This window comes from Hymenobacter radiodurans (genome assembly GCF_004355185.1).
Classification (GTDB): domain Bacteria; phylum Bacteroidota; class Bacteroidia; order Cytophagales; family Hymenobacteraceae; genus Hymenobacter; species Hymenobacter radiodurans.
In genome coordinates, this window is sequence record NZ_CP037922.1 from 2,370,972 (window position 1) to 2,386,795 (window position 15,824).

12 protein-coding genes and 2 pseudogenes are annotated in these 15,824 nt (G+C 53.5%); 8 read left to right on the forward strand and 6 right to left on the reverse strand.

Annotation, left to right across the window (positions count from 1 at the left end; genetic code table 11):
* Nucleotides 1-41: 41 nt before the first annotated feature.
* Nucleotides 42-914 (reverse strand): LysM peptidoglycan-binding domain-containing protein, encoded by an 873-nt coding sequence (locus EPD59_RS11130; protein ID WP_133272848.1) that lies wholly within the window; start codon nucleotides 912-914, stop codon nucleotides 42-44.
* Nucleotides 915-999: 85 nt separating this feature from the next.
* Nucleotides 1,000-1,299 (reverse strand): hypothetical protein, encoded by a 300-nt coding sequence (locus tag EPD59_RS11135; protein WP_133272849.1) that lies wholly within the window; start codon nucleotides 1,297-1,299, stop codon nucleotides 1,000-1,002.
* 122 nt (nucleotides 1,300-1,421) lie between these two features.
* Between EPD59_RS11135 and EPD59_RS11140 the strand changes: the two genes are divergently transcribed.
* The 7 genes and pseudogenes from EPD59_RS11140 (at nucleotide 1,422) to EPD59_RS11170 (ending at nucleotide 9,436) form a co-directional block, all read left to right on the forward strand.
* A complete protein-coding gene (locus EPD59_RS11140; RefSeq protein WP_133272850.1) occupies nucleotides 1,422-1,865 on the forward strand; it encodes a glycosyltransferase family 2 protein in 444 nt (147 codons plus the stop codon).
* A 363-nt stretch (nucleotides 1,866-2,228) separates the two neighbouring features.
* Nucleotides 2,229-2,909: an HD domain-containing protein gene (locus EPD59_RS11145; protein ID WP_133272851.1), complete on the forward strand. Its 681-nt coding sequence runs from the start codon at nucleotides 2,229-2,231 to the stop codon at nucleotides 2,907-2,909.
* Between the two features lie 74 nt (nucleotides 2,910-2,983).
* Nucleotides 2,984-3,229: a hypothetical protein gene (locus tag EPD59_RS11150; protein WP_133272852.1), complete on the forward strand. Its 246-nt coding sequence runs from the start codon at nucleotides 2,984-2,986 to the stop codon at nucleotides 3,227-3,229.
* Nucleotides 3,230-3,345: 116 nt separating this feature from the next.
* Nucleotides 3,346-5,900, forward strand: a pseudogene (gene gyrA, locus EPD59_RS11155) (DNA gyrase subunit A).
* 178 nt (nucleotides 5,901-6,078) lie between these two features.
* Nucleotides 6,079-7,221 carry a tetratricopeptide repeat protein gene (locus EPD59_RS11160; protein WP_133272853.1) on the forward strand — a complete coding sequence of 381 codons (1,143 nt, stop codon included), beginning with the start codon at nucleotides 6,079-6,081 and terminating at the stop codon, nucleotides 7,219-7,221.
* Nucleotides 7,222-8,037: 816 nt separating this feature from the next.
* Nucleotides 8,038-9,075, forward strand: coding sequence for a hypothetical protein (locus EPD59_RS11165; RefSeq protein ID WP_133272854.1), 1,038 nt, complete (start codon nucleotides 8,038-8,040; stop codon nucleotides 9,073-9,075).
* A gap of 106 nt (nucleotides 9,076-9,181) precedes the next feature.
* Nucleotides 9,182-9,436: a hypothetical protein gene (locus EPD59_RS11170; RefSeq protein ID WP_133272855.1), complete on the forward strand. Its 255-nt coding sequence runs from the start codon at nucleotides 9,182-9,184 to the stop codon at nucleotides 9,434-9,436.
* A 26-nt stretch (nucleotides 9,437-9,462) separates the two neighbouring features.
* On the opposite strand, the gene EPD59_RS11175 is transcribed toward EPD59_RS11170, so the two are convergent.
* Nucleotides 9,463-10,329, reverse strand: coding sequence for a glycerophosphodiester phosphodiesterase (locus EPD59_RS11175; protein WP_165963560.1), 867 nt, complete (start codon nucleotides 10,327-10,329; stop codon nucleotides 9,463-9,465).
* A gap of 149 nt (nucleotides 10,330-10,478) precedes the next feature.
* On the opposite strand from EPD59_RS11175, the gene EPD59_RS11180 reads away from it, so the two are divergent.
* The gene (locus tag EPD59_RS11180; RefSeq protein ID WP_133272857.1) at nucleotides 10,479-11,465 is read left to right on the forward strand and encodes an NAD-dependent epimerase/dehydratase family protein; all 987 of its coding nucleotides are present in this window, start codon (nucleotides 10,479-10,481) and stop codon (nucleotides 11,463-11,465) included.
* On the opposite strand, the gene EPD59_RS11185 is transcribed toward EPD59_RS11180, so the two are convergent.
* The 3 genes and pseudogenes from EPD59_RS11185 to EPD59_RS24130 all read right to left on the reverse strand — a co-directional run.
* Nucleotides 11,462-14,665, reverse strand: a complete 3,204-nt coding sequence (locus EPD59_RS11185) for a cyclic nucleotide-binding domain-containing protein (RefSeq protein ID WP_133272858.1) — start codon at nucleotides 14,663-14,665, stop codon at nucleotides 11,462-11,464. The two genes, EPD59_RS11180 and EPD59_RS11185, sit on opposite strands and share 4 nt — an antisense overlap.
* A 64-nt stretch (nucleotides 14,666-14,729) precedes the next feature.
* Nucleotides 14,730-14,960 (reverse strand): YitT family protein, encoded by a 231-nt coding sequence (locus EPD59_RS24125; protein ID WP_394347229.1) that lies wholly within the window; start codon nucleotides 14,958-14,960, stop codon nucleotides 14,730-14,732.
* 54 nt (nucleotides 14,961-15,014) lie between these two features.
* Nucleotides 15,015-15,715, reverse strand: a pseudogene (locus EPD59_RS24130) (YitT family protein); the annotation flags it as partial.
* Between the last annotated feature and the right edge of the window lie 109 nt (nucleotides 15,716-15,824).

Consider the following 15,824-nt stretch of genomic DNA (forward strand, 5'->3'; position numbering starts at 1 on the left):
TATGTGCGCTGAATGTTGGGATGAGTTCAGTTAACGCAGGATTACAGGTTATAATCTTTAAAATCTTTGGTGAACTCCAGAGTTGGAATGGGCTGATTGGCCACTACATCCAAAAACTTAAACTCCTCGAACAGCCCTTTGTCATCTTCCGCGCGGATTAAGAGCGGCAAATACAGCTTTTTGTCAACGCAAATCAGGGTACGCGAGCCGTAGCTATTGGGTACATGCAGCACCTTGCCCGTCGGAATGGGCGCGTCGGCGGCAACCCCGTTTTGCTCCATAATTCGGTATTCACCACAGCCAAATCTGTCGGCCACTTGGGCTACCGTTTCGCCCTTGCCGGCGGTATAGCTCACGTAGCGAAACTTGGGAAAGTCGGAGCGGAGCTGGTAACAGGGGCGGCCCGCCACCACCGTGTCGCCGGCGTAACGAAACGACCGTTCGTAGGAACGATCCGGGCGCTGGGCTGAGCCGCGCAGAATATCGGCTATCATGCCGTAGCCTGCATCCAGTACACTATGGTGCTGACTGCGGCGCATGAGCGTGCCATTAGGATCAAGGCTCAGCGTGACGTACGGAAAGCTATTGGGATACACCCACGCGTCGCCGTCGTTCTGGCCCGTTACCCAGAGCACTTCTACCCCTTTCTTATTGCGCAGGAATATCCGTAGGGGAGCATACCCCAATTTCATGGTGGAGTTAGCCTGGGTGTATTTGGCCCCCAAGCGTTCCTGGGCGTGCACGGTGCAGCGCAGCGTCTTCAAATTATCAATAGCTGCTCGCAACCGCAATACAAGCTGCTCGGTGGTCATGCCTTCCGTGGGGGCCGCCGCTGGTGCCGCACCCGGCCGTAAAATTAGGGTAGCGGCTAACAAACAGGCAGCAGGCACTTGTAGCCGATGAGATAGAGACATAACGAAGCGCTAATGGCTTTTGCAAATGGGTAATACAAATGGGTATATCACGTAATTTTGGTAACGAACTATCCTGCTGAACAAGTTAATTCAGACTGAGGCGAGGGAAACGCGATTTAGCTGAATCAAAAATAAAAAGTTCGTCAATTTCAACTTCTGTGAGAAACGAATACAGGGGAAACCGCTCGACCACGGCTTGTACTGCCGCCGCATCGTCCGCGTTGATGGTAATCCAACCACGAGTTCGATCAGCGCTGATAGCATACGTTTCAATAACGTGTTCCTCAATGAGCTGCTGAATAAGCGCCCAATGGGAGGGGATAAGCGCCATGAACTCTTGGGTGAACAACGCGGGTAGCCGCAAGCTAACGACGAATTTGGGCATAAAAGCAGGAGGACAGAGAGGAAGCAGTAGGTTACCGTTGCTGAACGCCAGGCGTCAGCAGAAAGTTGACGTTTTACAGCGTTGCTGGCAACTTTTTAGGGCAAAAAACAGAATAGAGAGCCATGCACTTTTCCGTTATTACTCCCAGCCACAACCGCCGCCAGTATCTGCCCGAAGCGGTGGCTAGCGTACGGGCCAGCATCAGCGCCCCACTCGACTTCTCATTTGATCATCTAATCTACGACAACGGCTCTACCGATGGCACCGATGAGTGGCTGCATCAGGCCGCGGCCGACACCCCTAATCTGCGCACGTGGAGCCATCCGGAGCCTTTGAAAGCAGGGGAGGCGCGCAACCGTATTATTCGCGAAACGCCCCCGATGCCTGGCTGGTGCCTCTCGATGATGACGATATTCTGCTCCAGCGCACGCTCTACCACTATGCCGACTTGGTGGAGCGCCACCCCGACGCCCCCTGGTTTGTCGCCGATTTCCTGCGCATTGATCAGGATGGCCGCTACCTACCCAACGAAGATTATTACGCCTGGCGCTTTGAGTCGCCAGTAGATATGCTGGGGGCCATTTTTCGAGCCGAGCATTTTATTCAGGGCAACGTATGCTACAGCCGCAGCCTGTTTGATCAGGTAGGAGGTTACGATGGGGAGTTACCTATGGCGGAAGATCTGGACTTATATGTCCGGTTCCTGCTGGCTGGCCATTTGCCAGTAGTCTCGCCCCATATCAATCACTTGCACCGTTTTCATACCAGCAATGTGAGCATAGGGGTAGATGGCAAAAAGCATGGGGAAGACTTACGAGCGATTTACGCAAAATATGCCCCCAACTCAAGGCCTTGGGGGTTGTTGAGCCAGGACATTAACTTTGCAGGCAACAGCATTTCTGTTGTTAACCTTTGACTAACTACAGCAATTGGATACTAAAGAGGTTGTTGCTCGCACCGCGGACTATATTGAAGCCAAGTTCCTGAATGAAGGCTCCGGTCATGATTGGGCTCATATTAAGCGGGTGTGGCATACCAGCCAGGCCCTTGCCGCCCAAACCCCGGCTGCCGATCCATTCGTCACGGAACTGGGTGCCTTACTGCACGACGTCGGTGATTGGAAGTTTCATGCCGGTGATGAGGAAGCTGGGCCACGAGCGGCGCGCGCTTGGCTAAGCAGCCTGGGCGTGGTGGAGGCCGTAATTGAGCGTGTGGAGGCCATTATTCGGGAAATTTCCTTCAAAGGAGTAGGGGTGCCTACCCCCATGAGTACGCCGGAGGGGGAATTGGTGCAGGACGCCGACCGCCTGGATGCTATCGGCGCTATTGGCGTAGCACGAGCCTTCGCCTACGGTGGCCACAAAGGGCGGCCGCTCCACGACCCAGCCGTTGCGCCCATCGCCCACGACTCGTTCGAGAGCTACAAGCAGAATACTGCTCCCACGATCAATCACTTTTATGAGAAGCTGCTACACTTGCAGGATCGGCTTCATACCCCAGCGGCGCGTGTAATAGCCGAGCAGCGGCATCAGTTTATGGAGGCGTTTCTCGCTCAGTTTCTGCGCGAATGGGAAGGGGAGGACGTGAAGGCGAGTGCGCCGGTAGGGTGATAATTTTCACCAGATGCAAGCTGAACCGTAAATAAGGGATTATGTAACTCGCTGCAGATGGCTACTTTTAGGGCATGAATCTACGTTTTCTCTATGTTCGGTTAGTAGTGGCCATGTTCCTGTTGGTCGCCGTGGCCTCGTGTCGAACCTGTCCGATTGTCTCGTGTCATACCCGTAAGCAGCATTTCCACGATGGTACCAAGTTTCGGGGGCAGCCTTTTTTTAAGAAGCAAAACCCCGCTATTGGCGAGAAAATCAAGGTCCACAACGAGGGCAACAGCAAGCGCCGGAAAGCGGATAAAAGCAAACCGCTGAAATAGGCTGCAATTAGGCAAAACGGCCCTTTTTTCGTAACTTGCGGGCTTCACAAAGTACTCATTCACTGGTGCCGAAATTGCCCCCAGGGGGCTTTTTTTCGGCTTACTTAGATTTCTCTATGGCGGAAGGCGAAAAGATCATTCCGATTAACATTGAAGATGAGATGCGCGGGCTTACATCGACTATTCGATGTCGGTTATTGTATCCCGCGCTCTGCCAGATGTGCGCGACGGTTTGAAACCCGTGCACCGGCGCGTGCTTTATGGCATGAGCGAACTGGGCGTATCCTATAATAAATCCTACAAGAAAAGTGCTCGTATCGTGGGCGAAGTGCTGGGTAAATACCACCCGCACGGCGACTCCTCAGTATATGATACCATGGTGCGCATGGCCCAGGAATGGAGCCTGCGGTATCCGCTGGTTGACGGGCAGGGTAACTTCGGTAGCATCGACGGCGACTCGCCGGCGGCTATGCGTTACACGGAGGCTAGGTTGAAGCGTCTGGCGGATGAGCTTTTGGGTGACTTGGACAAAGAAACGGTTGACTTCCAGCCCAACTTTGATGACTCTCTGGAAGAGCCTTCGGTAATGCCAGCCAAGTTCCCGAACCTGCTGGTAAACGGCACAACGGGTATTGCCGTGGGTATGGCCACCAACATGGCGCCCCACAACCTGACGGAAGTGGTTAGCGGCATTATTGCCTACCTCGACAACTCCGAGATTACCATTGCGGAGCTGATGGAGCACGTGACAGCGCCTGACTTCCCGACGGGGGGCATTATTTACGGCTACGAAGGCGTAAAGCAAGCCTTCGAAACTGGCCGGGGCCGGGTGGTAATGCGGGCTAAAGCTCACTTCGAAACTCTGCCCAGCGGCAAGGAGCAGATCATCGTTACCGAGATTCCCTATATGGTGAATAAGGCGTCGATGATTGAGAAAACGGCTGCTCTAATCAACGAGAAGCGTATCGAAGGCATTTCGGATCTACGGGATGAGTCGGACCGCGACGGTCTGCGCATCGTGTATGATCTGAAGCGCGATGCCATGCCCAATGTGGTGCTCAACAACCTGTACCGCTATACCCAGCTACAGAGCAGCTTCGGTGTCAATAACGTGTGCCTGGTTAAAGGCCGCCCCATGACGCTGAATCTGAAAGAACTGATTCATTACTTTGTTGAGCACCGTGCTGATGTAGTAGTACGTCGCACTCGCTATGAGTTGGCCGAAGCACAGAAGCGCGCCCACATCCTCGAAGGCTTACTTATCGCTCTTGATCATCTGGATGAGGTAATCGCACTGATTCGTGGATCCCGCGACGGCGAAGTAGCTCGGGCTCAACTCATCGAACGCTTTAAACTGAGCGAAATACAAGCCCGTGCTATTCTGGATATGCGTCTGCAGCGCCTTACAGGCCTGGAGCGCGACAAAATTGTTCAGGAATATGATGAGCTGATGAAACTCATCGACCACCTGAAGGCGGTATTGGCGTCGGATGAGTTGCAGCGTCAAATCATCAAAGACGAGCTGCTTGACATTCGCGAGCGTTACGGCGATAAGCGCCGGACCACGATTGAGTATGCCGGTGGCGACTTCAGCATGGAAGATATGATTGCCGACGAAAGCATGGTAATCACTATCTCCAACGAAGGCTACATTAAGCGTACTGCCCTTGACGAGTATCGGGCACAGGGTCGGGGTGGCGTTGGCTCCCGCGGCGCGGCCTCTAAGCAAGACGACTTTACATCTAATCTGTTCGTAGCTACTACCCACGAATACCTCTTGTTCTTTACAGAGCTGGGTCGTGTATTCTGGCTGAAAGTATACGAAGTGCCAGAAGGAGGGAAGAACGCCAAAGGGCGTCCCATTCAGAACCTGATTGAGATTCCCCGCGAAGATTCGGTGCGCTCCGTGCTGAACGTCCGCGGTCTGCGCGACCCGGATTATCTGGAGAATACCTTCCTGATGTTCTGCACTGAGCAAGGAACCGTGAAGAAGACTCCATTGGAAGCTTATTCGCGTCCTCGCACGGCTGGTATCAACGCCATCACCATTAATGAAGGTGACCGTTTGCTGGATGTGCAGCTGACCACTGGCAGCAGCGAAATTGTTGTTGCGTTGCGTTCCGGTAGAGCTGTTCGTTTCCCTGAAGGTAAAGTGCGGTCGATGGGCCGCAACGCTGCCGGCGTACGCGGTATCACGTTGGCTAATGCGAATGACCGGGTCGTTGGTATGGTGTGCGTATCCGATCCATCTCAGGAACTGTTGGTTGTGTCCGAAAACGGCTACGGCAAGCGTTCTGAGTTGGAAGAATACCGCATCACCAACCGCGGTGGTAAGGGTGTTCAGGCCATGAAGGTGACGGATAAAACTGGTGCACTCGTAGCTATCAAGGATGTGAATGATACCGACGATTTGATGATTATCAACAAGTCAGGTATCATTATTCGCTTGCGGGTGGCCGATCTACGGATAATTGGTCGGGCCACGCAGGGCGTACGCCTGCTCAAAATCAGCGCTGGTGATGAAATATCATCTGTTGCTAAAGTAGCAGCGGAGGAGAAAGAAGAGATTCTGAATGGTGTTGGCGAAGATGGCGAGGTACAACCGCTTAACGTAGATGCCTCTGCTGATTTGGCTACATTAACTGATCCTGAGCAGCTTAGCGATAACTAAGCATATTTTAATGGCTGAAAATTGATAGTAATGATGGTTTTTCTGTCGTTACTGTCTTTTTTCAGCCATTTTTGTTTTTCAACCACCTTACTTACAACCTTTCGCTGAACCAAGCACATATTTTCCGCGTTTGGCCAGCAATTCCTTTCTTTCACCCTAATTCCTGAGTTTCATCTTTATGAAGAAGATTCTTTTGACCCTGGTTGCTGCAGCGACACTCCACACTGCATCGGCTCAGAACTCGGCCGTTACCAACGCCATTCTCTTCCAACGTCAGGGTACCCTTGATAAGGCTCGTACCGAAATCGATAAGGCTGTTCAAAATCCGAAGACCTCTACCAAGGCTAAAACTTGGTTTACGCGGGGTGAAGTGTACGACGGCATGGCTGCCAGCCCGATCTATGGTAAAGCCTTAGCACCAGGTGAGGGGGCCAAAGTTGCCTTCGAATCCTATCAGAAGGCAATTGAGTTGGACGGCAAGGATGGAGAATTCGGTAAGCAAGCTGTTGCCAAAATGGATAACCTGTACGGATTGGCCCTCAATGCCGGCGTGGAAAGCTATAATGGTAAAAACTTCGACGAAGCCATTAAGTCGTACCAGATGGCTCAGCAGATTCGTCCTCAAGACACAACCGCGTACCTCTATGCAGCATATGCGGCCGAAGCTAAGCAGGACTTTGCTACGGCAAAGAGTACCTATGCTAAGCTGCAGGCGATGAACTACAAGTCGCCACAGATGTATGGCCGCCTGTTGCAAATTGCTCGCGAGGAGAAGAATGATGCTGAGGCTATGAAAGTGGTTCAGCAGGCATTGCAGGCATATCCGAACAACAAGGCATTCATGCTGGAAGAGCTAAACATGTACCTGGCTGCCGGCCGTGGTAAAGAAGCCCTTGACAAAATCGACCGCGCTATTGCCGCTGATCCAACGAACTCGAACCTGTACGCCGTGAAAGGCTCGATTCTGGACCAGAATAAACAGCCTGAGCAAGCGTTAGCCGCATATCGCAAGGCAGTTGAGGTGAATCCTGACAACTTCGATGCTCAATTTAATATGGGCGTTTACAACTATAATAAGGCTGCTGAGAACTTTACGAAGGCCAGCAAGATGGACATGGCGAGCTACCAGAAATCGGGTAAGAAGCTGGAAGCCGATGGCAAAAAATACTTTGAGCAGGCGTTACCACATTTTGAAAAGGCTTTGCAACTGCAGCCCGATGATCGTGCTACCATTTCATCTCTGCAGAAAGTATACGTTCGCTTAGGTCGTAATGCTGATGCTGAGAAAATGAATGCGAAGCTTGAGACACTGAAGAAATAAATCACACAGGCCGCCAGCGATGGGGGAGTAAAATTTAGCAGCCTGGGTATCAGATTAGTGCCCGGGCTGCTTTTTGAAAACACTACTTAACATAATATAAATTATAAGACAAAACTATAATGATGGTTTGGGGCCCAGATCCATGCTCTCATAACGATTTACGATATGATTTGTCGAGGCATATAGACTTCGGAATGTCAACCCAGAGCATACGCTTGCTGGAGCCTTATCCAATAACTTATGTGAGTAATACTCGCAGTCGATGCTTCATAATGGATCAATACAACGAGCGAGCTTGATATAGTGTGTGCATCAGTAGATCAAAGCAGATCCTGCGCAGCAATAAGAACCCTCTAGGCCTCGGTAAGTAACTGAAGCATCTTAAGATATTCTGTGTGATAAATTAGACTTTGACCTAGATAAGATTGCGGTTGACAGAATAGTTATTATATATAGACTTTACAATGATTTAAGAGAACCCTGCAGATTCAATTAGTTTTAGGGCCCTTGGCAAGTAGTTCGAAGTTATAGGGAAATAATGTCACCACACGCCAGTAAACCGATTATACAGCTTCTAAAGCTACTATATCCCCCCTACTTATCGCTTCCACCCGCCGCCTAGACCTTATATTGAGATGGTATTATTCAAAAGTGGGTTATAGTAGAAAAATTAAATAAGCGTTTGTAAATAACTCATACAAGTATAAAATAGTATAAAAAAGCAGTAAATGGTTTTTACTTTTTTATACTTTATACTACTGTTATATACTTATATTGTTTATACTTGTACTCTCACTATTTATACCATCATTTTATATGCCCAAGACCATTGATTATCCTCGCACTAGCTATCTGAGTGCTTGGGAAGTAGCTGAAGTAGTCGATGACACTGGTGGTAAGTGTGCTATTGATACATGCGCACGAAAGCTTAACAGAAAAGTAAGTGGGTCTTTTAAGGCTATTATAGGATCCGCTGTCAAGTTTGGGCTCATAACCAGTAAGCGGGAGTTGCTCACTACTACTAACTTGTTTCGGCGCATTAAGCACGCCTATGATAAACAAGAGGAGAAAGTATTTCATCGGGAGGCGTTTTTACATCCACCGTTGTTCACGCAGATCTGCCGAAAGTTTCGGAGTCGAGAACTGCCCGTTCATATGCTTGATGTAATGCTAATCAGAGAATTCGGCGTTGAAGAGATTAATGCCCAGAATGTAGCAAAGGCTTTTGTGGAAGGGGCTCGGATGGTTGGCGTATTGGATGAACGAAATGTGGTAGCGGATATTGACCAGTTGGCCGCCCAACAACCTCCGCGCCGTGAACTGGCCAGCACCGACATGCCGATGAACTTATTCCGTGGGCCTGCGGCAGCTACTAGCGATACATCAGTCGCTGCAGAGACATTCACTTCAACCAGAACAACAGACACACCTACATCTCAATCTCCTGATAGTATTAACTCCAAGGGGACTCTTGTACCAAAAGGGTCATCAAAGGATGTCGTGTCCGCGCTGTTTGGACTAGATACTGACGATCTAGAGGAAGAGACAGAACAAATGCCCCCCAGCCCGATCGAACCTACACCATTCGCCTTTGAGAATGAGCCAGGGGCAGCTAGTGTAGCAAGTGCGGCTGGCCGCGTAGATCCTAAGCCGACCATCACCAGCCATAGTACGTTGTCACGGACAGTCAATGGACCTCCTCAGACGCCAGCAGTTACTCGAGCTACGGGAACCTCATATTCCATCCATATCACCGGACCGGGCATGGATACACAGTTTAGCATTCAAGATCTCGATGATGTGGAAATCGTCCGGATATTATTGGAAAAGATTAGGAAGCAGTTAGCTGGGTAATCTTGGCTACTTCTGCCCTATTGGCAGTCATACATAATTGGCTGTCAAACACTCTATATATTAATTATGTTAATTAATAATTTTCTGCTTTTCATTTTCCCTCCTGATGACGATTTTCAAATTCCGCCTACTCTTTTCGTTTTTGAGCTTGACTTTACTAGTTGCCTGCGAGCCACAACAAACCTCGACTTCTACCCCTTCAGACAGCACTCAGGCATTACAACGGGAGAACGACCGGCTTAAAAGCCAGAATGACAGCCTCCAAAAATTATTGGAAAGCGAGCGCATGACGCCTCGCTCAGAAATGCCCCCCACCGCCCTTCCATCGTCTCCCGACTCCGTGCCGACGACCAATCCTTAACTACGTGTACTCAACTGCTGCGCACCCTATCGTTGGAGCGTGCGCAGCAGTTGAGGAACGTTATCCACCTCAATGGCATCGGGGTGGGCGGCTACTAAACGCCGTATGGAGCCGGCCGAACGCCCACCAAACAGCACGGCATCGAAGCCCGCTGCCTGCACCTGCGCCACCTGCTCAGGCGTTGCCATCGCTTTGGGAATGACGATGGCCTGCACCCCGATGGCCCTGGCGGCAGCCAATCCGTCGCTGAGGTTTTCGCCTTTCGTAACTTCCAGGCCCAGCGGAACCTGCGGGAGTTCCTGCTTGAGTTGGCGCAGCGTGGGTTGATAGGTTGTAAGAATGAGCAAACGCTCCGGGGGTACTTTATAACGGCGAATCGAAGCCGCGAGGGCTCGAACCAAAGCGGGTGAGCGGGTATACTCGCCGCCACAGACATCATGCTCGTGCAGGTCGAGATGTAGATACGGATACCGTGGATAGCGCGCTACGCGTGCTAACAGGGTTTCGAATGTTATTAGTCGCTCGCTTTGAAATAGATCGTAGCCCCACCCACCCCGATACGGGAGCTTCACCAAGGCCGCCGCGGGCTTTTGACTGACGCAGCCGCTGCCAGTAGTCATGGAAGTAAGCGTAGGATCATGGTATAGCATTGGTATGCTATCCTGACTTAACTGCACATCAATCTCCACACCATCAGCTCCCTGAGCAAGAGCCTTCTCCACGCCTGCCAGGCTGCTGGGGGGCAAGGGATTGAAAGGATTGAGCGGAGTAAAAAAGCCGGAGCCAGCGTGACCAATTACCTGAATATGACCACCATGACGGTTCGAAATGGGGCCGGGCACGGAGGCATTGGCTTCCCAGATCAAGCGGCTGGCACCCAATATGCCAGCCAAAAGCAGTATACTCCCTCCTATCCGGTGGGCTCGGTTTGATAGACGCATAGCTCGCAAGTTCGCAGTTTATGCTGGCTTCCTAGCTAGTCTGAACTGCATAATTCATTCTACCTTTAGCCCTGCTTTCCTGCTTTTTTACCTCTTTGCTTATGCCTTCGGTTCTGGTTACGGGTTGCGCCGGCTTTATTGGGTCCCACCTTTGTGAACGGCTGTTAGCTGATGGCTACCAAGTTGTCGGCCTCGATAACTTCGACCCCTTTTATGACCGCCGCCTAAAGCAGGACAATATGGGGGGCTTTTTTCAGCACTCCGACTTTCACTTTCTCGAGTTGGACCTGCGCGCCGGCACCGAAGCCCTGACCCATGCCTTGGCCGATACACCAATCGACATAGTGGTGCACCTGGCGGCCAAAGCCGGCGTGGGGCCATCGGTGCGTGAACCAGCGGCCTATCTGGAAAATAATGTCCTGGGCACTACCCACCTGCTGGAATGGATGCGGCTGCAAGGCGTCGGAAAATTATTTTTTGCCTCGTCGTCCTCCGTCTACGGCAACTCTCCCCAACGGCCCTTCCGGGAAGATCAGGACCTGCTGCAAGCCTGCATCTCGCCGTATGCTGCCTCAAAGCTGGCCGGTGAGCAGCTGACCTATACCTACCACCACCTCTATGGCCTGAGCGTGCTGAATGCCCGTTTCTTTACGGTATTTGGCCCCCGCCAACGCCCCGATCTGGCTATTCATAAATTTGTGCGCCTGCTGCGGGCAGGTGAGCCCATCCCGGTGTTTGGCGACGGCACCACGGCCCGCGACTACACCTTCGTGGGCGATACCGTGGACGGCATCGCGCGGGGCGTAGCGTATTTAGTATCCCAGCCCATCGGCTTCAATACTATCAATCTGGGCAACAGCCACCCGATACCACTGCTAGAGTTGATTCAGGCAGTCGGTGAGGCCGTAGGAATTGCCCCCCAGCTAGCCTTCCAGCCCATGCAGGCCGGCGACGTGGATGTGACCTACGCCGACATCCGTAAAGCCCAAGAGTTGCTGGGGTACGCCCCCCGGACCTCCCTGGCAGAGGGTTTAACGCTATTTATCAACTGGCAACAGAAGACCAGCACCTCGCCGCTACAGGCCTAAGCAGCCACGCCGGGCAGCATCTTCTCATTCTGGAGCCGCAGACGTTGGCAGAGGATGCGCATAATATTGCGGGCGACTTCGGAGCACTCTTCCATCACATCGTAGAAGTCCTCCTGATCGATGCGAAAGGCCACGACGGGACTCTGCGCAACGGCCGTGGCTGAGCGGGCTTCAGCGTCCAGCAAGGCTAACTCGCCAAAGAAATCACCCTTTCGGAAAGTCGTCAGTTGAAGCGGCCCATCGAAAATTCCCACCTCCCCCTCGCTTACAATAAACAGGGAGTTGCCCAGGGTTCCTTTGACAAAAATCTCCTGATCAGCCTGAAAAGAGACTTCCTTCATAATCGGCACAATGGTACCCAGAACGTTCTCGGGCGTTTCGGCGAAGAGTGCGGTGCCTTTCAACAATAGTACGCGCTCCCGCGCCGAAACCGAGGAAGCGGAAGCGTGCGGCGTGTTCATAAGCAGTTGATGGGAATCTGGATACACAGAAATCAGTTGATCGAAAGCGGCGGGACGCTGCTGGGGCAGCTGCCGGAGTACGGCCATGGCACTCTCCTGAATCAGAACATTGGCTGACAGCAGGTGCGGGTGTAAATACAGTACCGTTTGCGGACTTGAATGCCACTGCAGCAGCGCCACGCTAATCGTCCAGGCTGAAAAAGAGGCAGACCCGCGCCGCACGATGGAGGTTTGAATAGGCTCGGCGGAACTCAGGGGGCCTAATAAACTATCGAAGGTTTGTACCTTATCCCGCAACCGTCCGGTATCGAGCAACGCTTGCAGGCCCTGATAAAGCGGCCGGGGAATTAAGTTGTCCAAAATTTCCAGCGCATTGGCCTGCCGTTCGCCCGCCGAGTGGGCTACGCCGCGCTGCGCGTCCAGAATATGCTGGCGCTCATAAATTTGCATCAGCAGCCAGAATAAGCGCTGTTGTCCTTTCTTGAGCTCGTAGCGTAAGGCCGAGCGTAGCTCCGCGTTGGCACTGCTCATACCATGCAGGACTTGCTGGGCCAGGCGCATTTCTTTCTCCACCAGCCGCTGAAACATGGGCGCATCGGCCGGTACCGTGGGATAACTGCTCAGGGCCCGTAATGCGGCGGCGCGCGCGTGCAGATTGGAGGTCTGCGCTACCTCCACCAACACTTGCCGGGCTTCCGTGGTAGCCAGCCGGGCACACACCTGCGCCAGCAAATGCAGGTAGTGCCCATCTGATTCCTTCGTCAATACTTCCTTGATCTGGGGCAAGGCCGCGGCTCCTAGTCCTACGAGGCTGTCGGCCACTGAATGTCTTACCGTCTTGTTGCGCAGCAAGCGCAGCAGCTCATCGGTTAGGGTCGGATTGGTCGCCTCCGCGGCGGCGGTTACGGCGGCCTGCACTACCTCCGGCGCCGGGCTATGCAGGCAGGTTATCAACAGTTCGCTTTGTTGCTCGGGAGTCAAAAAACGGATGAGTCCCAAGGCCATGATGCGGGAGTTGGTATCGGAAGAAGCCAGGATACTGCTGAGGCTTTGCCTGGCCTGCACGTCGTCGGGAGCTTGTGCCAGCCGGCCCCGCAGAGCTCCCCTCCGCACCACGGTATCCGGATGATGCAGTAAGTCATTGGCCTCGGGGTGGCCACCGGCCAGGGTACTGGCGGTTTCGCGCAGCTTCGGATCGGGGTCGTCGAGCGCCAGGCGCCGCAGTAGGCTCGCATCGGCCTGATGGCCCACCAGACTTAGCACACGCGTACGCACCCGACTATCGGTATGCGAAAGCAAGGCCGAGGCGTGTTGTACCAAGGTGCCGGATCCGGCTTTGAGTAGATCCTCAATGGCCAGCAAGGCTTCCTCTACACTATTGTCGGCTTCTTCCGTATCCGCCGCCGAGGGTGCACTGGGGGGCAAATTTGGCTCTGGGTTGGCCTCAAACCGTAAGCCCAGCGCGTCTTTCAGCTCATCGAGGTATTTCCAGTAGGTACGCTGCAACAGAAAAACAGCGCCCAGCAGTAGCAGCCCCATCCACACAAACGGCACCCACTGGTTCAGCGCTGGCGAGTCGTGCAGGCCCAGTAGCAATAAGCCCCCCACCCCCAACCCCAACGGCTCATAGAAGCCTTTGGCTAAGGTGTGCCCTTCCAGGCGCTCCAGCGGCGTGAGGGGTTGGAAGAGAACTAGGAACACTGGTTCGAACAAGGCCCGGCGCAGCACTTCCAGCGTCAGATAAAGCCCGCCAAAATACACCAGCAACATGGCAGGACCGACAGCAGCCAGCTCCAAAGCCCCAAACAGTAGAACACCCGCCAGGGCCGTCATCGGCAGCAAGGCCAGTGTCCAGCGCACGCCCAGGCGGTCGATGCCGTGGCGCGTGAAGAGCAGCTTAAAGAGCATAGCCAGCAGGTACGTAAGGGCCAAAACGCCCCCCACGTACTGTAGAATCGTGGTCTGATCCTGGAGCTTATACTTCACATTCACAAAGAATATATACTCCACACCCACCGCTACCGCGGCAATGGCGGTCAAACTCAGGCCCATGGCATGAATCAGGGGGCTGGCCCCAAATACCTGGCGTACCAGCGCCGACTGCACTGGCCGCGCTACCCTCGGCGCCCCCGGCCGCGCCTCCACTACCCGCGATTGAAACGTAGCCCGCTGAATCCAGGAGGCCAGTATATAAGCCCCGCAGGCGGTCAACAAGAGCACGTAGAGCTCATTATAGGCGTGCACAACTACGGCCAACACAGCCCCGACGGCTTTGGCGGGCATATCGCCGGCGCTGATGATGCTGAACAGCCGCCGCCCCTGCCGCACGTTAAAGACCACGGCCGACATCCCCCAGAACTCCAGGTTGGTCAGCAGATAAATGAGGCGGTAGCCCGTCATGATGGCTACCGCCGTTGTAACGGACGGCCCCAGCAGGAGCAGCAGCGCCAGCACCAGTGTGAGCACCACAGCCACCAGCAAGGCCCGGACGGCCAGCTTCTGCAACAGCCAGTGGTGTTCAAAGTGCGCGTACAGCTTCCCTACGGCCATCATAGCTAGCGCCCCCACACAATACGCCAGGGGCAGATTGCGCTCCGGATGCTCTTCCAACAGCAGCACGTTGGCCGTCACGTACACCAGAATGGTGCCGATGCCCAGCAGGAAATTGTGCGCAAAAAACAACCCAACCGTCTTCGTCTCGCCGGGCCGTATCCCCAGATACCGGGTTAGCTTTTCCATTCAAATTCTTCCGTTAAAAAGCCCCCCAACGGACACTGCCGGCCTATCAGAGGGCCGCGGCCGCTTAGTGCAAGGCGCGCTTCTTGACCAATCCGCCCTTGGTGTCGCTGATGCTTTGCATGACCACAAAAGCGTTCGGATCGATTTTATGAATCTCATCGGTGAGGCCCACGACCTCAAGACGGGTAACGACCGTAAAAATGGCTTCTACCTTCAGGTGCTGATGCCCGTGCGAGCCGTAGCCCTGGGTAACTTCAAACACGGTAGCACCCCGGCGCAGCTTATCGGTTATCATCTGCCGGATTTCGGTGCTATGGAAGGAAATAATCGTCAGGCCGGTGTATTCCTCAATTCCTACCAGGATAAAGTCCACGGTTTTGGCCGCCGACAAGTAGGCCAGAATGGAGTATAGAGCGGTTTCAATGGACAGCAGCCACGCCGCCACGCCAAAGATGATAATATTGATAATCAGCACAATATCACCAATGGAGAGAGGCAGCTTGCGGCTGAGGTAAAGGGCCAGAATTTCAGTGCCATCGAGCACGCCGCCGCCCCGCATGGCCAAGCCAATGCCCGCCCCGAGAAAAAATCCGCCAAACACCGCAATCAGCAGCTTATCATCCGTGACGCTGGGAAAGGAAACAATCAGCAGCGCCCCGGACAGGGCCATAATCGTTAGCAGGGTTTTAAGCGCGAACTTCCGCCCCAGCTGATAGTAGCCCAGGATTATAAAGGGATATTGATAACCAGAATCAGCACCGACAGGGACATGCCGGTCAGGTGCCTTACCAGCAGCGAAATACCCGTCACGCCGCCGTCAATGAATTCGTTGGGCAACAGAAAGCCTTTCAAGCCCAGCGCCGCCGAAAAAACGCCCGCCAGCAGCAGCAACGTCTGCACGATCGTGCGACGCACCCAGCGCTGCGACAGGGCATAGAACACGTTATAGTTGGCCGACGCAGTGGCCGCCTCGTCCACGGGCGCCGCGACCACTTGCTGCGCATAGCGCTTGGTGCGAAAGCGAGAAGGAATCAGGTGATCAAGCAACATTGCCGCCAGCAAAAGCCAGATGTTCACTACCGATATAGGTTCCGGCGGCCAGCTGGTCAGAAGCCGCTGCCGGACAAATACAGAAAACGCCAGTCACGAGCTCAAGGCT